Raw genomic sequence first — 19,500 nt, 5'->3', positions numbered from 1 at the left:
GTCAGAAAAGGCTTGAGCTTCGGCGCGCCGACCACGGTCGAAACGGCGCTGGCGGAGGAGATCGTGTCGATGTTCGACAGTATTGACAAGGTACGTTTCGTCAGTTCAGGGACCGAAGCGGTCATGTCGGCCATCCGTCTTGCAAGAGGGGTGACGGGCAGGGACAACATCCTGAAGTTCACGGGATGCTACCATGGACACTCCGATTCACTGCTGGTCCAGGCAGGTTCCGGGCTTGCGACATTCGGTACGCCGTCGAGCCCGGGCGTACCGGCCGACCTGACCAAACATACGCTGCTGGCGACCTACAATGACATAGAGAGTGTCGAGAAGTGTTTTGCGGATTCTCCGGAAGACATTGCCTGTGTGATCATCGAGCCGATCGCGGGGAATATGGGGCTTGTGCCTGCGGAAGAAACATTCCTTCAACAGCTCCGGGCGCTTTGCGATGCGCACGGAACCCTGCTGATCTTCGATGAAGTGATGAGCGGTTTCAGGGCTTCACTCAAAGGCGCGCAGGGCATTACGACCGTCAAGCCCGACATGGTGACGCTGGGCAAGGTCATCGGTGCGGGTATGCCGGTGGGCGCTTTCGGGGCCAGAGCGGAGATCATGGCACAGCTCTCTCCCGAAGGGCCGGTCTATCAGGCGGGAACGCTTTCGGGCAACCCGGTTGCTATGGCCGCGGGACTGACCAGCCTCAGAAAGCTCAAAGCCAACCCGGCCATTTATGTGGAGCTGGGGAACAAAGCCAAAAAACTGGTGGAGGGGCTCAAAAAAGCGGCAGACTCCGTTGATGTCCCGATGGTAACGGATGTAAGAGGCTCCATGTTCGGCTTCTTCTTCTCCGACAAACCGGTCAAAAATTTCGCCGATGCGATGGAGAACGACCAAAAACTCTTCGCCAAGTTCCATAAAGGGATGCTTGACAGGGGTATCTACCTTGCCTGCTCCTCTTTCGAAACAGGATTCATCTCGACATCCATCACGGACGAGATGATAGAAGAGACGGTCAAGGCGGCCTACGAAACGCTCAAAGAGATCACCGCTTAACATGGAACAGCTCTGTTACTGTAAAAGCGGCAAGCCTTTCTCAAAATGCTGCGAACCCATCCTTCGGGTACTGAAAGCAGCTCCGACCGCTCTGGCACTGATGCGCTCCCGCTACTCGGCCTACTGCCTGGGTGACGTAAACTACCTTCAGGCCACGACCCATGACCATACCTGGAGTGACGAAGAGCTGAAGTTCATCCAGGACTGGGCGGACAACAGCCACTGGCAGCACCTCGAGATCGTCGACCACAGCGAAGATACGGTGGAGTTCAAAGCCTACTACATTTACGACGGTGTACAGCACATGCACCATGAAAAGTCGGCCTTCATGAAAGTCAACGATATGTGGAAATATGTAGATGGGGACATTTACGAGGACAAAGTGAACTTTTTGCGCAACGAGCAGTGCATTTGCGGTAGCGGCAAGAAATACAAACGCTGCTGTGCTGCACGGCTAAAGTAGGAATCTAGAAAATGAGTTATCATTATCACCAGGCACTTTGACTCGCCTCTGCGTTTGCTATCAATCAGAAAGGTCAAATCTGCCGGCAAGGAACATTTCCCTGCCGTATTTCATAAAAAAGCTTAATTACACGTCCAACTATCCGGAGGGGTGTTTCCGCTTCCCCAACCATGGCAAAAACCATCATGATTGGTTACACTGCCAACATTCCATCCTGAAAGATCATGATTTGAAAAAGCATCAGCGTCATAAAACATATTATGCATATTTTTTACATTTGAAGTATCCCACAAATGGATATCCTGGTTAAATTGACTGTCAAATCCACGATCGGAACAATAATACATGTTCAACATACTTTCCATACCCGTGACATTGGAGGTATTCCAGTTACCTATCGGCTGATTAAAAGAACAAGCCACATAGAACATTGCTGTCATATCGGTCACACTGGAAGTATTCCAGTCGCCAATTGATTGATTAAATGCATGGGCTTCATGGAACATATAGCGCATACTTTCTACATTGGAAGTATTCCATAAGTGAATATCCTGGTTGAATGCTTTAGCCCCACTAAACATATAATCCATATTTGTCACATGTGAAGTGTCCCAGTTGCCAATGTCTTGGTTAAAAGCTGTTGCTTCCTCAAACATATTACCCATATTTGTCACACTTGAAGTGTTCCAGCTGCCAATGTTCTGGTTAAAATCAGATGCATAGACAAACATATTACCCATATCTGTCACATTTGAAGTGCTCCAGCCGCTAATGTTTTGGTTAAAACTAAATGCATGGGAAAACATGCCACTCATATCTGTCACATTTGAAGTATTCCAGTCGCCAATGTCTTGGTTAAAAGCCTCAGCATCATAAAACATAACACTCATATTTGTCACATTTGAAGTGTTCCAGTCGCCAATGTCTTGGTTAAAGGCTGTTGCTCCATCAAACATACCACTCATATTTGTCACATTTGAAGTATCCCATCCGCCAATGCTCTGGTTAAAATCAAATGCATTGGCAAACATATAGCCCATATCTGTCACATGTGACAAGTCAGGTATGTCCGTTGCAGTCATGGTCATATTGGTACACCCAAAAAATGCCTTCTTAAACGATTTCCATTGTTGTGTTCCCCATGCTGCCACGGACAGAAGTTTTTCTTTATCACCGCCATTATTAAAATAGATTTGTGGAAAATCACCTCTTATGGCAATGGTGTAATTGCCTTCTGCATTATATTGACAGGTATAGTCTCCTGTTTCACCCGTTGTTTCATCTGTTCCGTCATTGTTGCAGTCCACATTATAGTTGTATGTGTATACTGAACTGTTAGTAGGTATGGTAAATTCCACATCGCTTGATGAGCCGGCATTGTCGGTTTTGACTTTTATGACAAAAGCTCCTGGCGATGGCGTCGGCGACGGTGACGGTGATGGTGATGGCGATGGTGCCGGTGTTGGTGACGGCGATGGTGACGGCGATGGTGACGGCGATGGTGACGGCGATGGTGACGGCGATGGTGACGGTGTTGCTGTTGGTTCTACTGTCGGTGTCGGATTGCCACCTGTGCCAGTTTTCCCTTTACATCCTGCTATGAGTAATATACTTAAACCTGCCAGCCCAAGTTTTCCTATTTTCATCATATTCATTGTTTATCCTTTTGTACTTTTTATTGAATATGTCTTTACATATCAATATTTTATTATACTACTTCCCCCTCCCTTTTTTCAAGATTATTGAATCAATTGAAGAAAATATTTTGTATTTTTGGACCTCTTTATCAAGGAGTCTGTCGGGCAAAACCACTCCTCTTTCGAGACAGGATTTATCTCGACGGCTATCACGGATGAGATGATAGAAGAGACGGTCAAGGCGGCTTACGAAACACTCAAAGAGATCACCGCATAGCATGGAACAGCTCTGTTACTGTAAAAGATCAGCCTTCATGAAAGTAAACGATATGTGGAAATATGTGGATGGGGACATTTACAAAATAATATTAAAATGATATAATTATCCGTATAATTAAAAGGATAATAATATGGTATCATATACACAAAATGAATTAGCATCGGCAACTGAAATATCCAAACAATTTGGAGAGTATATCTCTAAAGTCAAAAATGGACTTGTTGAAAAAATAGGTATATTGAAAAACAATAAATTAAATGCAGTGATTTTATCGGTAGAAGAGTATGAAAGAATGGCAGAAGCGATGGACTTAATCGAAGATTTGTCAATGTATGAAGAACTAAAAGATAGACTTCATACAAATAAAAAACTCTTAGATGGAAATGATGTGTTAAAAAAGCATGGATTGTCTTTAGATGTATGATTTTAAGTTTTATGAAGAGGCTGAAAAAGATCTTGCAAAACTTAACAACAGTATAAAAAAACTTTTTGCGAAAAAGTTGTCACAAATTTTAAATAATCCAGAAATAGGGAAAGATTTAGGCAGCAAAAACAACCTAGAGTTAGCTGGACTAAAAAAAGTCTATTTTGATAATAAGCGATATAGAATTGTATATGAAGTTAAAGAAAAAGAGATTCTCATACATATTATTGCTGTTGGCAAACGAGATAACATGAAAGTTTATAAACAGGCACACGCTAGAGTTGAAAAACATAACAAAGCCTAGCAGTGAACGCTCGCGTCACTGAAGTAGAATGTTATAGATACTAAGTAAAGTAGTTAAAATAGCATATATGATATGATCAAATATTATGAAAAAAAACTTAACAACACAAGAAAAACTTTTACAAGCTACTTTTGAAGAAGTATATCAAAACGGTTATCACGGAACAGGATTAAGTGCAATACTAAAAAAAGCCAATGTAAATAAAGGCTCAATGTATCATCTTTATAAATCTAAAAAAGAATTAATGTTAGATGTAATTGATAAAGTTATAAAAAACAATTTATCAAATAAATATGCTAGTTTATTAACAATTGAAAAAAACATTATTGATGAACTATTACTTATCATAAAAGATACAAGTAAATTTAATTTTATCAAAGGTTGTCCACTTAATAATCTTATTCAAGAGTTATCTCCGTCCGACAAAGACTTTAAAGATGCTTTAGAGGGTGTATATCTTCATTTTGAAAATATAATAAAAATAGCTTTAGATAAAGCAATTGCTATAAATGAAATTAAAAAATGTGATACAAAAAAATTATCAATGTTTATCGCTGCCCTAATTGAAGGTGCATTAATCACTGCAAAAAAATCACAAAATGAACAAAACTATCTAATCGTTATAAATCAACTGGAACTTCAACTACAAAAATTATAATTATTTATTAACAATTGGTTTATTTATGATATACTTGACCAATCAGTCAAGGAGAAGATATGAAAACAATCCAAAAAGCAATCACAGGTAATGAAAATTTTAATGATTTAAAAAATCCAATTCAAGTGTTGGCACAATTCTATAGTGCATTTAATAATCAAGATTTTGAATTAATGTCACAAAATTGGTTGCAAAATGAGGATATAGCTATGGATAATCCACTAGGTGGAATTAAGCGAGGTTGGGATGAAATAAAATCAGTTTATAGCCGTATTTTTAATGGTAAGGCAAAAGTATATGTTGAATTTTATGATTATACAATAGTTAATTTAGATGGTGGATTTTGTGCAATAGGCAGAGAAAGAGGATATGTACAAATAAATGAACAAAATTTAGAACTTGCAATTAGAACAAGTAGAGTATTTAAACTAATTAATAGAAAATATAAGCAAGTTCATCATCATGGTTCGATTGAAACGCCACAACTTTTAAAAGAGTATCAAGAGTTAGTAAAATAGTATGCCTTATGTGAATATTAAAAGAATTAACTGTTGCAGCAGATTTTCAACATAGGCAAAAAGCTTACTATAGAAACACATAACAAAATAAAATAAATTAATTTTACTAAAAAAGAATAATTATTATTTAAGTTACTTTCTGCAATACTTCTTAAAGAGAAATATTTTCCATTGCTAAAATATCTCTGAAAGGACTTACAATGAAAGCATATAAACACACTCTTCTAGGTGAAAATGAAGTGGCCAAATGGTGGCCAAATCAATTAAATCTTAAAATCCTCACGCAAAACCCTCAAACACTTAAACCAACACACAGTGATGAATCTTATAAAGAAGCATTTGCAAAACTTGATTTTGCTCAACTGAAAAAAGATCTTGAGCAGTTGATGACAGATTCAGTCGCATGGTGGCCGGCGGACTATGGGCACTATGGCCCTTTCTTTATCCGAATGGCATGGCACAGTGCCGGTACATACAGAATCATGGATGGACGAGGTGGTGCTTTAACAGGAAATCAACGTTTCGCTCCACTAAACAGTTGGCCGGACAATGTGAATCTTGATAAAGCCCGCCGTCTCTTGTGGCCCGTAAAAAAGAAATATGGCAATAAAATATCTTGGGCAGATTTAATGATACTAGCCGGTACTGTTGCGATGGAATCTATGGGGTTTAAAACCTATGGTTTTGGTGGAGGTCGTGAAGATATCTGGGAAAGTGAAGAAGATATTTACTGGGGAAATGAGCATGAGTGGCTTCAAGATAAACGCCACACAAAAGAGAATGGACTTGAGAACCCATTAGCTGCTGTGCAAATGGGACTTATTTATGTGAACCCTGAAGGGCCAAACGGTGCACCAAATGTCTTAGCGGCGGCACAAGACATTCGAGAGAGTTTCAGAAGAATGGGAATGAGTGATGCGGAGACCATAGCCCTCATAGCCGGCGGACATACATTTGGCAAAAGTCATGGTGCCGCAAGCCCTGAAAAACATGTAGGGCCTGAACCAGAAGCAGCTCCTTTAGAGGAGCAAGGGTTTGGGTGGAAAAACAGTTATGGCAAGGGTAAAGGGGCAGATACAATTTCAAGCGGCTTAGAGGGTGCATGGACACCTACACCGACAAAATGGGATAACAGCTATCTGGAAATACTCTTTAAATATGAATGGAACCTTCAAAAAAGTCCTGCCGGCGCATGGCAATGGGTACCCATAAATCCGCAAGAAAAAGATTTAGCACCCGATGCTCATATTGCAGGTAAAAAAGAGAGTACTATCATGTTTACAACAGACTTGGCTCTGAGACTCGACCCTGAATTTGAAAAGATTTCACGTTCTTTTTTAGAAGATCCAAAACTCTTTGCCGAGAGTTTTGCCAAGGCATGGTTTAAATTGACCCATCGAGACATGGGTCCAAAGTCACGCTACCTTGGTCCAGAAGTCCCACAAGATGATTTTCTCTGGCAAGACCCCATTCCTGAAGTAAATTATACACTTGTCAATGAAGAAGAGATACAAGCGCTTAAAACAAAGATCTTGAATACCTCTGTGAGTATCTCCCAACTTCTCTATACAGCCTGGTCTTCTGCTTCCACATTTAGAAACTCTGACAAAAGAGGCGGTGCTAACGGCGCAAGAGTTGCACTAAGCCCTCAAAACGGATGGGAGGTCAATGAAGCACAACAATTACAAAAAGTTTTACAGGCACTCACAGCTATACTAGCAGAGTTTAATGCAAGTCATGAGAGTTCTATCTCGTTGGCAGATATGATTATTTTAGCAGGAAATACCGCTCTTGAGGAAGCTGTCAAAAAAGGAGGCTATGAAAGAACTGTTCCTTTTACACCATGGAGAAATGATGCTACACAAGAACAGACTGATGTAGATAGTTTTAGTTACCTTGAGCCGGAAGGGGATGCTTTTAGAAACTATCTACAGGCTGATTGTGAAGTACCTGCCGAACAACTCTTACTCGATAAAGCACAGCAATTGACACTGAGTGTTCCAGAGATGACTGTTTTAGTTGGCGGTATGCGTGTTCTTGGAGTAAATTATAATGCAAATCCATATGGAGTTTTAACAGACAACATAGGAGTGCTTAGTAATGATTTTTTTGTAAACCTAACAGATATGGACATTGAATGGAAACCGTTAAATGAAGAATCAAGCCTTTTTGAAGGAAAATCACACAGTAATGGTGAAGTAAAATATAAAGCGACACGAGCAGATTTAATCTTTGGTTCCAATTCTCAACTCAGAGCACAAACAGAATTCTATGCCCAAGATGACACAAAAGAACAATTTATTGATGACTTTATAGCTGCATGGCATAAAGTGATGAATTTAGATCGATTTTATAGAATATAAAGGGGTAGAGGATGATAACCAATCCTCTGCCGCACATCGTTGTGTTATTTACCAAATGTTTCCTCTTCATAGTAATGTTACCATTTCCTTGAAGCTTGCTGTTATCCTGAAAATTTTTTATCACGACTGTATATTTACACTATATCAAAAAAGTTACTTTGATGCTTTTTGGACAGGGTAATGTTTGAGACGTTTATCTATTACCGCACCAATTAAACATCTTAACTTTTGAGAGTAGGAGACGAGGTAAGATATACGCGAAAAAATATGAAGGACTGGCCGCAGTCAATGCAGGTAATATGCAGGGGAGGAGTGATATAAGAGAAGATCGGGTTATATATTCTCCTTCCTTGTCAGCCTTGAAAGGAAGGGGAATACATGGCCGGGTTACTGTCTGTCCGGTCTTTCATCTTCGGGAAGCTGGCTGAGGTCTGCTTCGTCGAACATTTCTATTTTTGGAATAACGATAGCGATGAGTGAAACGACAACACCAAAAATAAGTACTACAATGTGTTCATGTCCCTGGAAAAACTGGGGCAGTGTCAGCTTGCCGAGACTTTTGCCCATCAGCGCTTTGAAGAAATCATCATAATAGAGTGTAAATACCAAACCGCCGAAAAGTCCGCCGATGGCACCGACCAGTACATCGATACGTCCTTCAGCAATGGAAACAGGCCCGGTCCCCGGACATTTTCCCATGATCGCCATGGAGATACCGAAAAGTGTACCGCCGATGAGGAGTCCCTGCCAAATGACCGGTTTGATATGATAATGTGCCCATCCCGCCTCGACCATAAAGTAAAGACCTATGCTGGTCAGTCCTACGGCAAGAAAGAGCATTTTGGGTACGATGGTATCTTTCAGCATCGAAAAACCGGCGATCTTTTCAAATTTGTCTACACGGGTATACTGAATGATACCGCCGAAAATAATACCGATTAGAAAGACCAGTGCCAAAGAGCCGTGTCCCTCATGTATGACTGTTTCAAACATTTGGGCGATGCGTGAAGCGAAATCCTGACCGTCTGTAATAATTCTGACATCCATCATTTCTCCTTTGTGTTATAGAAAAATTTACCTGTAATGACCAGTGCGATCATCACCACGGTACCAAAGATCATGGACGAGATAGCCATCTGACTCATACCGGACATAAAGTGTCCTGAGGTACATCCGCCTGCAAGGCGTGCACCGATGATCATAAAGAAACCCGAAACAAAGCTCCAAAGCAGTCTGGAGAGCACGGAATTGTTCTTATATTTCTTCCAGCCTGTAGGGATCAGTGAGATCCTGAAACTTTTAGTAATAAATACAGAAGTAACAAAACCGCCGAACAAAGCACCCAGCAGCATGACCCCTTCCCAGGCTCCCGGATTTTGAATCTCTTTGAGATAACTGTATTTTTCCGGGCTGAGATCAAAGACGAGTCCTGCAAAGTAGGGTACATAGGTAGAAGCACCTATGGGCCTGTCCGCTCCGAAAACAGAGAATGTTAAAAGTAAAAGACCTGACATCAGTATGCCGCCGGTCCACCATGGTAATCGACTCATAGTAATCCTTTCTGATTTTTCCGTATTATAACATAAAAGCATAATTATAATAAAATCTAATTATTTTATGATTTTGTACATTTTTTTTGAAATAAAAGAGCTAAAGTACCCTTTTGCTATAATCTCTCTTCATGAACCCGTGTGATGTAGTAGAGATTACCAATTTTTTACAGATCAGGCATCAGCAGAATCTTTAACGATTCTATTGTATCTTCCGGGATAAAAAGGAAAGCATTATGCAAAAAAAAGAAGATGATCCGAAGTTTAAAAAGATCGTAGATGCCGCAGACGGACTGAGTCTCGGTATATCTATTGTGGTGGCAGTACTGATCGGTGTGGCACTGGGACTGGGGCTGCAAAAACTCACCGGTGCCGTATGGACACTCTGGATCGGGGTGCTTATCGGTCTTGGCGCAGCTGTTTTAAATGTCTATAAGGCGTATGCAAAGCAGAAAAAATCGCTCGATGAACTGGCCAATGACCCGCGCTACCGAAATTACAGACACCCTAAAACAGAGGATGAGGACGAGGATGACAAGTATTAACAGGAAGATTTTTCTATCGCTTGTTGCCGTTGATATTGTCTTGATCCCCATAGCACTGATATTTTTTGATATTAAAATACTTTGGAATACACAGATAGGTTTTATCTCCGCGGCACTGGTCATGTTCGCTTCGATGAACAGTTACCGTCGCATGGTCAATACACGGGTAGAACATGACATTATTACCATGGATGACTCCAAAGATGTCATTGACAAACTTGAAGATCCGCATGATCTGTACAGCGAAACCGTTGAAATACCCGAAGAAGAGAAAGATTTTTCCGAAACGGTCAAAGAAGAGAAGCAAAAACTTAAAGAGAACAGGCGGACTCTTTTTCAAGTGCTTAAAGATACCAAAGCTGCACTCTCCCTGTACCGGCTGGGAGCTTATGCGGTACTGATACTGGGGTTTCTTTATTTGAACCGTCATGGTTTGCTGGATATTCCCAGTTACATTGTCGCGTTGGGCATACCCCCGATTGTGGTTGTAACTATTCTGATTCGCAGCAAAGAGAACCATATCGAAAACAAGATAGGATAAACAATATGGAAAAGAGGAATTTCTTTATGACAAAAACTTTACTGGGCGCACTGGTGCTTCTGACACTTGGGGTTCAGAATATGCAGGCAGATCATTACAAATGTTCAACAAAACCCATACAGCCTCCTTTGAAAATAGTGGAGAAGCCGATCGATTTTGGTAAAGCGCGTGTAAATATGACCAAAGCGTATATCAGACAGCATTACGGGATGAAGGTAAAAAACATTGCCATTACACCGCGTATCATAGTACTGCACTGGACGGCAGAGATGAATTTTAAAAAGTCTTTCAATCGTCTCAAGCCACAAAAACTGCTTAGTGACAGAAAAGATATTGCCAAAGCTTCTGCACTGAATGTCTCTGCCCAGTTCCTGGTAGACCGAGACGGAACTATTTACCGTTTGATGCCGGAGAACTGGATGGCACGCCATGTCATCGGACTGAACTATTCGAGTATCGGTGTTGAAAATGTCGGGGGGAAGGGCAATAAAGCAGATGACCTCACTGCGGCACAGCTTCACTCCAATATTGCGCTGGTACGTTACCTCAAAGCGAAGTACCCGACCATTCAGTACCTTATAGGACACTATGAGTACAGGCAGATGGAGCGTACACCATTATGGCTGGAAAAAGACAAAGGATACCGGACGGTAAAGAACGATCCGGGCAGAAAATTTATGCATGATGTACGAAAAGCAGTGAAAGACTTGCATCTTAAAACCCCTCCCAAAGGCAGATAATGCATTCTGCTTTCTCCGTGCTGGACTGGGTGATCTTTGCCGCTTACTTTCTTATGCTTATCATCACTTCCGTACTGCTGAGCCGGGGAAAGATCAGAAATACCAGAGACTATTTTGTCGGAAGCAATACGGTACCCATGTTTGCCGTGGCAATGTCGGTGCTTGCTACTTCACAGTCTGCCGCCACCTTCCTTGGCGGGCCGGAATATTCCTACGGTAAAGACCTTACTTTTATCGGTTTTTATTTTTCCGCTTTTCTTGCTGTCCTGTTTGTAGCCAAAGTCCTGATTCCCCGCTTTTATGCTATCAAAGCCGTGACAGTATATGAACTGCTGGAAAAGCGTTACGGTACTGCTGCCAAAAAGCAGGCGGGAGTGATGTTTCTTGTCGGGCGCCTGTTTGCTTCGGGGGCCAGACTTTACATTGGCGCACTGGCGATCTCGATGATTCTTTTTCTTGATATTGCAGCAGGTCATGTGGCCGTCTCCATTGGTATTTTGATGCTGGGAGCTCTGGCCTATGTCTATTTCGGCGGTGTCAAGTCGGTGATCTTCTCCGATATTATTCAGGCAGTTACCTATATTGGGGCGGGTATTGCCGTTCTGATCTATCTTTATATGAATATCAACAGCGATTTCGGTACGATCGTTTCGACCCTTCAGGCAGACCACAAGCTTAAAATGCTGGACTGGTCTCTTAACGGCGGGTTTTCCGTCTGGGCTCTGCTCGGCGGCTGGCTGCTGCTTAATATTGCAGCCTATGGGCTCGATCAGGATATGACACAGAGGGCACTGAGCTGTAAAGATACCAAAGAGGCGCAGGAATCCCTGATGTTCTCCATCTATATGACCATTCCTGTGGCAATTCTGTTCCTCTGTATCGGACTGCTGCTCTACCTTTTTTACCAGCATCCGGAACTTTCCGGCCTGAATACCCATGTCGTACAGAAATTTGACGGAGAGAAGATCACGATCTTTATGTATTATATTCTTCATGAAATGCCTGAAGGTATGCGCGGCCTTGTGACTGTAGGGGCTGTAGCAGCGGCACTCTCTTCTTCCAACTCTGTCCTCGGTGCGATGTCCTCTGTGGCAATCGAAGATCTCTACAAGCCGTGGCGGCAGAAAAAAGGTAATGTGGATGAAATGTATTTTGTCAGAGCGTCAAGAATTTCCATACTGCTTTTTGCGCTGGCACTTTCGCTTATGGCTATGGTAAGCTACTACTGGCAGCGTTACACGGAACTTCCGCTGCTCAGTTTTGCACTGGGTGTGATGGCTTTTGCCTATACCGGTCTGCTCGGTGTCTACGGTGCCGCCATCTTTACCAAACGCGGCAATGCTGCGACTGTACCTCTTGCCCTTATCGGCGGCTTTCTGACAGTACTGCTGCTTCAGCCCTATATGCTGGGTGCCGTGTTCGGTTTCAAACTGGGCTTCGCCTGGCAGATACTGTTCGGCACGCTTGTAGCATTTTCCGTGATGCTGGCGGGAAAGTCCCCTGCCTCTGTCTACGGGCAGAACCCGTAGTACCGGTAGTCTGCTGGCTGGTAGAAATAGCGGTCAAAGAGTCCTCTTCCCCTTAGCCGGTCACGGTAGGTATAAAACCGGTCGTAGCGGTAAAATACACCTTCAAAATAATATCCGTACCGGTTAAAATAACTGTAGTAAAACCCGTCTCGGTCATAAAAAGCTGCTCTGTCATAGCGGTAGGCGAGCACCCATCCTCGCCTGGGGTGCCTGTGTCCGCGGCCATACTGAACATGGTAGCTTCTGGGAATGCCGTAAAAAGCTTCGGAGTAGCGTTCCCTGTAGCGACCCTGTACGTAGTGTCTTTCTTCGGGGTGGTCATAGCGGTATGGCCTGCTGCGGTACTGCTGCCCGAGATGATGCATGACTGTCGGGCGTTTCATGCGGTGTTTGAACTCCTGTTTGGTATGAAAGTTCCGGTACTGTGTTTTGTGCTGTGTCAGCTGTCTGTCAAGCTGTTGGATCTTGACTTCGCTCAGAGGCTGCGGTTGTGCTCCGAACAGTGTCGTGGCCATAAAAGCCAGACCGGTCAGAGCAAGGATCTTTAAAAATCTTCGTGTCATAGGTGACTCCTTTTGTTGTAATGAGGCATGATAAAACAAGTTTGTGTAGGTTTTGTGAGGCCATAGTGGAGTGATTGTGAAGAAGCCGAATAAAGTATGATAAAATACCGTTTAGATAGATAAAGAGGAAAATTATGAATAAAGAACGCTATATCGGTATTATGTCCGGTACTTCGCTTGACGGTGTGGATGTAGTACTGTGCGAGATAGACAGGTATAGCTGTCAGCTCAAAGCTTCCCTCGAATATCCCTTTCCTTCAGACCTGAAAGAGGAGATACTTGCCATGATCGGCGGAGAATGTACGCTGGCCCGGGTAGGTACTGTGAATATCAGGCTGGCCCTGTTGTTCTCCGATGCGGTTAATGCCTTGCTGGCACAGGAAAAGGCAGACCCCAAAAGCATCAAAGCCATTGGTTCGCACGGACAGACGCTCTGGCATGCACCGGAAGGGGAGTATCCTTTTTCCCTGCAGCTGGGGGATCCGGGTACGATCGCGGTCCGAACGGGCATCAGGGTCGTGGCGGATTTCAGGCAGAAAGATGTGGCGCTCGGAGGAGAGGGGGCCCCTTTCGCTCCGGCATTCCATGCCTTTCTTTTCGGTAACACGGAAGCCCCAAATGCCTCTATAGGCATTTTGAACATCGGAGGCATGGCAAACATCACCGTACTGGGAAAAACGCTCCTGGGATACGATACAGGCCCGGGAAACGTACTGATGGACTTGTGGATCGCCGAGCATCAGGGCGTCGCCTATGACAGGAACGGAGCATGGGCCCAAAGCGGAGAAGTGATTTACCCGCTTCTCGAGTCCATGCTGGAAGACCCGTACTTTGCACAGCCGCACCCCAAAAGTACCGGACGCGAGAAGTTCAACAAAGAATGGCTGATGAAGAACATTCAACATTCAACATTGCATCCAGAGGATGTCCAGCGGACCCTGCTCGAACTGACCGCCATCAGCATCTCCAATGAGGTCCTGAAGTCCAACCCCGACATCCTGCTGCTTTGCGGCGGAGGGGCCAAAAATGCTTTTTTGGTTGAACGGCTCGCTGTGCTGATGCCCAATGTGCAGATAGGCATTGCCAAGGATGCGGACAACATAGAGGCGATGACCTTCGCGTGGCTTGCCTACAAACGCCTGCACCATGAACATGTGAACCTCAAAGATGTGACGGGGGCAAGCCGCAACGCCATCCTTGGAGGCGTCTATGCATAAGATCGAAGCGTGGCTCGAGAGTATCGGCTGGGGGGAGTGGGAAATTGAAGTCGCTTCTGCCGATGCGAGTTTCAGGTCGTACTACCGGTTGCGCAGGCAGGGAGAGAGCTATATTCTTATGGACAGCTCCCTGATGCTTGAAAGCCTGCCTCCGTTCGTGGAGATGAACGAGAGGCTCAGTGCGGTGAACGTACGTGTTCCCCGTATCATAGTAAAAAATATTAAACTGGGATACCTGATCCTCGAAGACTTTGGAAACACGCATTACCTCGATGTGCTGAATGAACAGAATTACCGTGAACTTTACGTCAAAGCCATCGACGAAATCGTCAAAATGCAAAAGGCGGATACAGATGGACTGCCTCTGTATGACAGAGCATTCCTACTGTTCGAAATGGACCTGATGCAGGAGTGGTATCTGGAAAAATATCTGGGGGCGGTATTGTCAGCAGATCAGCAGAACATACTCAAAGAGACACTGGAGAGGATCGCCGATGTGGTACTGGAGCAGCCGCAGGGTGTATTTGTGCACCGTGATTTCCATTCCAGAAACATTATGCTGACACCCCAAAATGAAGTAGGGGTGATCGATTTTCAGGATGCAAGGGCAGGAGCGGTCACCTATGACCTTGTCTCTCTTCTGAAAGACTGCTATATCGAATGGCCCGGAGATGAAATGGAACGCCTTGCGCTCTACTACCGGGACCAGGCAGGTTTGAAAGTGGAAGACGCGCACTTTCTGAAATGGTTCGACTTCATGGGCTTGCAGCGGCACATCAAAGTACTGGGGATCTTCTCCCGCCTTCATCTGAGGGACGGCAAGGACGGCTACCTGAAGGATATACCTTTGACACTGAAGTATGTGCTGGAAACGGCTTCCCTGTACCCGGAGACCCGGGATTTTGCCACTATGCTTGGCCGTTTGTCATTTGAGCCGAAGATATAGTATAATAAAATCAATTTTAGAGTGAAGGACCATGCATGGATGTCGTATCTGTATTGAAAAAGATGAAACCCCAATTGGAAAATGAAGGCTTCATGATAGACGGTATCGTCGGTTCCTATGCATATGGCGACCATACGGCTGCAAGTGATGTGGATATACTCTACCATGTAGATGATACATTCGTTCGAAAATATCATGGGTTTGCCACTTTTTCCCGTATTGCGGAGATCAAACAGTTGTTGGCGGAAAAACTGCATAAAGAGGTGGATCTTATCGCTTCAAGAGGTCTTTCCGAAACCGCAAAAAAATATATGCTTTCCAGAGTGTTGAATGTCTAAAAGGAAGGCAGAGGTACAGATCGCTTTTCTTCTTGAGATGATCGAGAAGATCGAATTTATAGTCAAAAGGCATGGTAATGTGGTCAGCGCACTGGAAGATACGGAAGGACAACTGGCCCTTTTGATGGCTATCTCCCAAATAGGGGAGACACTCAATAAGATAGAACAAAGTGTTATCACCGATCTTGGTCTTGAAGTCGAGCAGAAAGGGGCCTATGAAACCCGTAATTTTATCGTACATGACTATGATGGTGTTGATCTCTATCTGATCGAAAAAGTCATTGATGAGTATTTCCCCGAAATGAAAATAAAACTGGAAAGGTTTGCCTTATGAAAGCCATGATACTTGCCGCGGGACTCGGTACGCGGATGCGTCCGTTGACGGACCATACGCCCAAGCCGCTTTTGGAGGTGGGAGGTATTCCCCTTATCGTCTGGCATATCGAGCGTCTTGAGCATGACGGTTTCAGGGAGATCGTCATCAATGTGGCGCATTTGGGCTATAAGATCAAAGAGGCTTTGGGGGACGGGTCCGAGTGGGGGGTGCAACTTTCCTACTCCGATGAGCAGGAAGAGGGATGTCTGGAGAGTGCCGGGGGAATCGTCAAAGCCCTGCCTCTGCTCGGTGAGGAGACCTTTCTGGTCGTTAACGGGGATATCTTTACCGATTATGACTTTGATGTCAACAAAGCGCTTCCCGAAGGCATCCTGGCGCATCTCGTGCTGGTCCCTAACCCCGAACACAACCCTGAAGGCGACTTCGCGCTGCTTGGGGGAAAAGTGGTGGATGCCAGGGAGTATACTTTTGCCGGTATCGGGTATTATTCGCCAAAGCTCTTTGAGGGGGTTCCCTACGGGAAAAGCAGTATCGTACCTCTGTTGAGGGCGGCTATGAAGGAGGGAAGGGTCACCGGAGAGCTCTATGAGGGGGAGTGGCTTGACATCGGTACGCCCGAAAGACTCGAACGGTTGAATGCCCAGCTTTTCAATAGTAATTAGATACAATTACCGTATCAAATAAATGAGGAAGAATACAATGAGAAACAGATTAATTATAACAGCATCGGCTATGACTTTGCTTTTGGCAACAGGATGCAGCAGCAACCAGCCTGACTTCGACCCCTCCGATACCACGGTCGTATCGGTGAAGGGCAAATCGTACAATATCCCCAAAGGGGCGCATGTCTCGCCGTACGTCGATGAGAAGGTCATCGTGTTTTACCAGAAGATCGGCCTGAGCGACTGTAAGAAAGGCGATATCACCTGGGAAGAGGAGAGCGCTAAAGAGGAAATGGGAGTCGCCATCGGCAAAGGCACCCCTTCGATCTATGAAAAACTTGCAAAGCAGGGACGCATAGGCTGTTCGAGCCCGATCTCAAAGTAAATCTTAGTTCTGCCTGGCGAGGTAGTGTGCCACAGCATCCTCATCGTTGCTGTGGGGCAGTACGATATCCGCCACACTTTTCACTTCATCCAATGCATTTGAGACCGCTACGGAAGTACCGGCAAGTTTGAACATGCCGATATCATTGACTGAATCTCCAAAAACGGTAACATCTTCCAAACTTCTGCCCAAATGCTCCATTACTTTTTTCAGGGCATGTGCTTTGTCACCTTCGGGATGCAGGATGGTAAGAAACCAGCCGTCAGAGTATTTTTCCGGTGAAAGTTTGTACTCCAGTTCTTTCCCGAATGTTTGCCGCATATGGTCTGTCAGCGGTTTGAGCACGGCATAGCTGCCGAAATAGACAATCTTTAAATTCATCTCTCTAGCCCGTATCTCTGTGCATTCGACCATACGCGGGTCATTACGGTAATTTTCAAGGACACCGTGCTGGTGTGTGTTGAGTGCCGTAGGAAAAAGAAAGGCTTCATTGAGATCCATATCTTTCAGTGCAATGACAAAGGGAAAAATACCGAATTTTGTGCCTTCGTCTATGACGGCATCCCCGAGTGCCTTATTGACAAGCTTGATATCAATGAGTTCTTTTTCAGGAGAGACGATCATAGTGCCATCAAGCAGGATCATCGGTGCATGCAGATGCAGGGCTTCAAGAAAGTCGTGACTTTTTTGAAAACTTCTCGCTGTCGCTACGGAGAGTATGGCGCTGTGATTTTTCTCATTCCATACACTTCTGCTGAAAGGACTTATGGTCTGGTCTGTACGCAGAAAGGTATGGTCGAGGTCAGTAATATAAATGGGTTTCATAGTCTATCTTTTGTGCCTGAAAATAGCGTAGGTACTGGCTGTATTTTCATCGTTTTGGCTAAAATTGCTCTGCATCACGGAAAAGTGCTTTTCAAGTTCAAGGAGCTGTTCTTCGGCATAGGTTACAGAAAGATATTTTTCTACCTGTTCAGGTGTTGCAGCAAAAAGCAGTGTTGACAGAAGTGCAGCATAGAATAATTTTTTCATAAATGCCATTATAGCATAGTCAGGAGCAAAGGGAAGATACCCCGAATCTCGAAATAGCATTCTTGCAATTTGTGCAGTGCGCCTGTTGAAGGGGGTTGTATGAAATTTGAAATGCACCGTGGGTCATCAGGGGGAGTACGCTGTTGCATACCTTCTATGAAGTAAGCTTTTTTCCTCTGATGAGTACATCGAAAAAACGGACAGCCCAGACAATGAACAGCAGGAGCCAGGCTGTTGCAGAGATATCGAAGAGAATAATAAAATGATAACCCAGTGCAGCGGCAAGAGAAACAAGGATACGGGATACGACGACGACCTGTGTCCAGTAAAAGAGCAGCGTGGTCCATTTGTCGGCCTGCAGCATATTTTCTGAGTGCCCGATGGTCACGCGGGTACCGAAACCGATCAGTATGGTCAGAACGAAGCCAAGCACGAGCATATGTATGTCCAGTGCAAGGAAACTGATACCGCTGAGGAGGGTGACAAGGTTTACCAGGCCTGAAAGTATGAAAGCCACAGGCACCCAGAACAGTGCGATATGCAGGATCCAGAGCAGGGGATTCGGGTTGGGGAAAGGGAGTTTCCAGCGGTGAAGTTCTTTAGCGATCAGTACACCGATCAGCAGATCAACAATGAATGAGCTGTTGGTATAGAAACCTTCAAGCAGTATATGCAAAATAAGCAGTATAAAAATACTTCTCATCAAATACGGGTTGCGTTCGACTGTACAGTGGGAGAAAAAAGGAACCATACGCTGTGCGACGGAAAAGGTCAGCAGAAAAAGAAAGAGATAAACGGATATTTCTATGGAAAGACCCATGAGCGGTGCATAAAAAAATGCTGCAATAATGAAGAGAAAATGTGCAAACACCCCGATGCTCATGGCTGTAAGTATCCAGAAGATATCGTGTTTGTCTTCCATAACAGTGGTCTTATAGATTTTTCTGAGTACCTGGGTACCCATGAAATGGCCGATGAAAACGATGCTCATACCGATTCCGGAAAAAACCGGCGTGACAATACTGCCAAGCAGTATGAGTGTTGCACCGATATAGTAAAAACTGAAAATACGCATATATACACTTTTGTCAATGGGCGGTGTGGCAGTAAAACGGGGGAATGTTGTAAAAAGAAATCCGAAAAAGGCAGGTGTGAACATCAGATAGGTAAATACATAGACATGAAAACCGACAGGCGAAACGGACAGGTTCAGTATGCCTTTATAGGAAAGCATAAACAACAGCATACCGGCGAGAGCACTGATAAAAGCGAGAATGAAAAAAGGCTGATGTGGCTGGGAGAAGAAATAGCTGTCTTCAGCCTCTTCCGAAAAATTCATATGCATAGGATACCTTTTTTAAAAGATATCATAACAAAATAATATATAGAGAAAATTGAGCCGCCCCGGAAGAGGC

The 19,500-nt window shown here is 44.2% G+C and carries 25 protein-coding genes; 18 read left to right on the top strand and 7 right to left on the bottom strand.

All coding sequences use genetic code 11. The annotated features are described in order from the left end of the window. Both F8L24_RS08520 and F8L24_RS08515 read left to right on the top strand, forming a co-directional pair. Positions 1 to 1,053: glutamate-1-semialdehyde 2,1-aminomutase (locus F8L24_RS08520; RefSeq protein ID WP_294954545.1), on the top strand; the 1,053-nt coding region annotated here is incomplete at its 5' end. A gap of 1 nt (position 1,054) precedes the next feature. Then, the gene (locus F8L24_RS08515) at positions 1,055 to 1,516 is read left to right on the top strand and encodes a YchJ family protein (protein WP_294954542.1); all 462 of its coding nucleotides are present in this window, start codon (positions 1,055 to 1,057) and stop codon (positions 1,514 to 1,516) included. 122 nt (positions 1,517 to 1,638) lie between these two features. Here F8L24_RS08515 and F8L24_RS08510 read toward each other — a convergent pair whose 3' ends face one another. Then, positions 1,639 to 3,171, bottom strand: coding sequence for a BspA family leucine-rich repeat surface protein (locus F8L24_RS08510; RefSeq protein WP_294954540.1), 1,533 nt, complete (start codon positions 3,169 to 3,171; stop codon positions 1,639 to 1,641). A gap of 118 nt (positions 3,172 to 3,289) precedes the next feature. On the opposite strand from F8L24_RS08510, the gene F8L24_RS08505 reads away from it, so the two are divergent. From F8L24_RS08505 to katG, 6 genes are all read left to right on the top strand, one after another. Beyond that, a complete protein-coding gene (locus tag F8L24_RS08505) occupies positions 3,290 to 3,430 on the top strand; it encodes a hypothetical protein (protein ID WP_294954537.1) in 141 nt (46 codons plus the stop codon). 133 nt (positions 3,431 to 3,563) lie between these two features. Continuing rightward, positions 3,564 to 3,857: a type II toxin-antitoxin system Phd/YefM family antitoxin gene (locus F8L24_RS08500; RefSeq protein WP_294954534.1), complete on the top strand. Its 294-nt coding sequence runs from the start codon at positions 3,564 to 3,566 to the stop codon at positions 3,855 to 3,857. Next, complete coding sequence (locus F8L24_RS08495) at positions 3,850 to 4,161, top strand: type II toxin-antitoxin system RelE/ParE family toxin (protein WP_294954530.1); 312 nt, start codon at positions 3,850 to 3,852, stop codon at positions 4,159 to 4,161. Before F8L24_RS08500 ends, F8L24_RS08495 begins: the two co-directional genes overlap by 8 nt. An 85-nt stretch (positions 4,162 to 4,246) precedes the next feature. Beyond that, positions 4,247 to 4,819 carry a TetR/AcrR family transcriptional regulator gene (locus tag F8L24_RS08490; protein WP_294954527.1) on the top strand — a complete coding sequence of 191 codons (573 nt, stop codon included), beginning with the start codon at positions 4,247 to 4,249 and terminating at the stop codon, positions 4,817 to 4,819. Positions 4,820 to 4,878: 59 nt separating this feature from the next. Beyond that, complete coding sequence (locus F8L24_RS08485) at positions 4,879 to 5,337, top strand: nuclear transport factor 2 family protein (protein ID WP_294954526.1); 459 nt, start codon at positions 4,879 to 4,881, stop codon at positions 5,335 to 5,337. Between the two features lie 200 nt (positions 5,338 to 5,537). After that, a complete protein-coding gene (gene katG / locus F8L24_RS08480) occupies positions 5,538 to 7,700 on the top strand; it encodes a catalase/peroxidase HPI (RefSeq protein WP_294954523.1) in 2,163 nt (720 codons plus the stop codon). Positions 7,701 to 8,087: 387 nt separating this feature from the next. On the opposite strand, the gene F8L24_RS08475 is transcribed toward katG, so the two are convergent. After that, on the bottom strand, positions 8,088 to 8,747 hold the full coding sequence (locus F8L24_RS08475) for a YeeE/YedE thiosulfate transporter family protein (protein ID WP_294954520.1): 660 nt from the start codon (positions 8,745 to 8,747) through the stop codon (positions 8,088 to 8,090). Then, the gene (locus F8L24_RS08470) at positions 8,747 to 9,250 is read right to left on the bottom strand and encodes a YeeE/YedE thiosulfate transporter family protein (RefSeq protein WP_294954518.1); all 504 of its coding nucleotides are present in this window, start codon (positions 9,248 to 9,250) and stop codon (positions 8,747 to 8,749) included. Before F8L24_RS08470 ends, F8L24_RS08475 begins: the two co-directional genes overlap by 1 nt. Positions 9,251 to 9,486: 236 nt before the next feature. On the opposite strand from F8L24_RS08470, the gene F8L24_RS08465 reads away from it, so the two are divergent. From F8L24_RS08465 to F8L24_RS08450, 4 genes are read left to right on the top strand one after another with little or no spacing between them, the layout of a single operon-like run. Beyond that, complete coding sequence (locus tag F8L24_RS08465) at positions 9,487 to 9,795, top strand: AtpZ/AtpI family protein (RefSeq protein WP_294954515.1); 309 nt, start codon at positions 9,487 to 9,489, stop codon at positions 9,793 to 9,795. Continuing rightward, on the top strand, positions 9,782 to 10,336 hold the full coding sequence (locus tag F8L24_RS08460) for a hypothetical protein (RefSeq protein ID WP_294954512.1): 555 nt from the start codon (positions 9,782 to 9,784) through the stop codon (positions 10,334 to 10,336). The genes F8L24_RS08465 and F8L24_RS08460 overlap by 14 nt, the downstream gene beginning before the upstream one ends. Positions 10,337 to 10,362: 26 nt before the next feature. Then, positions 10,363 to 11,076: a peptidoglycan recognition family protein gene (locus F8L24_RS08455; protein WP_294954509.1), complete on the top strand. Its 714-nt coding sequence runs from the start codon at positions 10,363 to 10,365 to the stop codon at positions 11,074 to 11,076. Next, entirely contained in the window at positions 11,076 to 12,605 is a 1,530-nt protein-coding gene (locus F8L24_RS08450; RefSeq protein ID WP_294954506.1) for a sodium:solute symporter, read from the top strand. Before F8L24_RS08455 ends, F8L24_RS08450 begins: the two co-directional genes overlap by 1 nt. Here F8L24_RS08450 and F8L24_RS08445 read toward each other — a convergent pair. Beyond that, positions 12,587 to 13,168 (bottom strand): hypothetical protein, encoded by a 582-nt coding sequence (locus tag F8L24_RS08445; protein WP_294954504.1) that lies wholly within the window; start codon positions 13,166 to 13,168, stop codon positions 12,587 to 12,589. The two genes, F8L24_RS08450 and F8L24_RS08445, sit on opposite strands and share 19 nt — an antisense overlap. A 134-nt stretch (positions 13,169 to 13,302) precedes the next feature. Between F8L24_RS08445 and F8L24_RS08440 the strand changes: the two genes are divergently transcribed. From F8L24_RS08440 to F8L24_RS08415, 6 genes are read left to right on the top strand one after another with little or no spacing between them, the layout of a single operon-like run. Continuing rightward, positions 13,303 to 14,385, top strand: a complete 1,083-nt coding sequence (locus F8L24_RS08440; RefSeq protein ID WP_294954501.1) for an anhydro-N-acetylmuramic acid kinase — start codon at positions 13,303 to 13,305, stop codon at positions 14,383 to 14,385. Then, entirely contained in the window at positions 14,378 to 15,331 is a 954-nt protein-coding gene (locus F8L24_RS08435) for a phosphotransferase (RefSeq protein ID WP_294954498.1), read from the top strand. The genes F8L24_RS08440 and F8L24_RS08435 overlap by 8 nt, the downstream gene beginning before the upstream one ends. A 35-nt stretch (positions 15,332 to 15,366) precedes the next feature. Beyond that, a complete protein-coding gene (locus F8L24_RS08430) occupies positions 15,367 to 15,669 on the top strand; it encodes a nucleotidyltransferase domain-containing protein (protein WP_294954495.1) in 303 nt (100 codons plus the stop codon). Then, positions 15,662 to 16,003, top strand: a complete 342-nt coding sequence (locus tag F8L24_RS08425) for a HepT-like ribonuclease domain-containing protein (RefSeq protein WP_294954493.1) — start codon at positions 15,662 to 15,664, stop codon at positions 16,001 to 16,003. The genes F8L24_RS08430 and F8L24_RS08425 overlap by 8 nt, the downstream gene beginning before the upstream one ends. Then, positions 16,000 to 16,668, top strand: a complete 669-nt coding sequence (gene murU / locus F8L24_RS08420; protein ID WP_294954490.1) for an N-acetylmuramate alpha-1-phosphate uridylyltransferase MurU — start codon at positions 16,000 to 16,002, stop codon at positions 16,666 to 16,668. Before F8L24_RS08425 ends, murU begins: the two co-directional genes overlap by 4 nt. Positions 16,669 to 16,705: 37 nt before the next feature. Then, positions 16,706 to 17,053, top strand: coding sequence for a hypothetical protein (locus F8L24_RS08415; RefSeq protein ID WP_294954487.1), 348 nt, complete (start codon positions 16,706 to 16,708; stop codon positions 17,051 to 17,053). Between the two features lie 3 nt (positions 17,054 to 17,056). Here F8L24_RS08415 and F8L24_RS08410 read toward each other — a convergent pair whose 3' ends face one another. The 3 genes from F8L24_RS08410 to F8L24_RS08400 all read right to left on the bottom strand — a co-directional run bounded on the left by F8L24_RS08410 (position 17,057) and on the right by F8L24_RS08400 (position 19,430). Further along, the gene (locus F8L24_RS08410; RefSeq protein ID WP_294954484.1) at positions 17,057 to 17,878 is read right to left on the bottom strand and encodes an HAD-IIB family hydrolase; all 822 of its coding nucleotides are present in this window, start codon (positions 17,876 to 17,878) and stop codon (positions 17,057 to 17,059) included. 3 nt (positions 17,879 to 17,881) lie between these two features. Continuing rightward, on the bottom strand, positions 17,882 to 18,085 hold the full coding sequence (locus tag F8L24_RS08405; protein ID WP_294954482.1) for a hypothetical protein: 204 nt from the start codon (positions 18,083 to 18,085) through the stop codon (positions 17,882 to 17,884). 154 nt (positions 18,086 to 18,239) lie between these two features. Then, on the bottom strand, positions 18,240 to 19,430 hold the full coding sequence (locus F8L24_RS08400; protein WP_294954479.1) for an NnrS family protein: 1,191 nt from the start codon (positions 19,428 to 19,430) through the stop codon (positions 18,240 to 18,242). Between the last annotated feature and the right edge of the window lie 70 nt (positions 19,431 to 19,500).

Origin of the sequence: Sulfurovum sp., from assembly GCF_015493435.1 — a bacterium.
Taxonomy (GTDB): domain Bacteria; phylum Campylobacterota; class Campylobacteria; order Campylobacterales; family Sulfurovaceae; genus Sulfurovum.
Note: the sequence above shows the minus strand (reverse complement) of the source record. Positions and strands in the feature narration are given on the sequence as shown.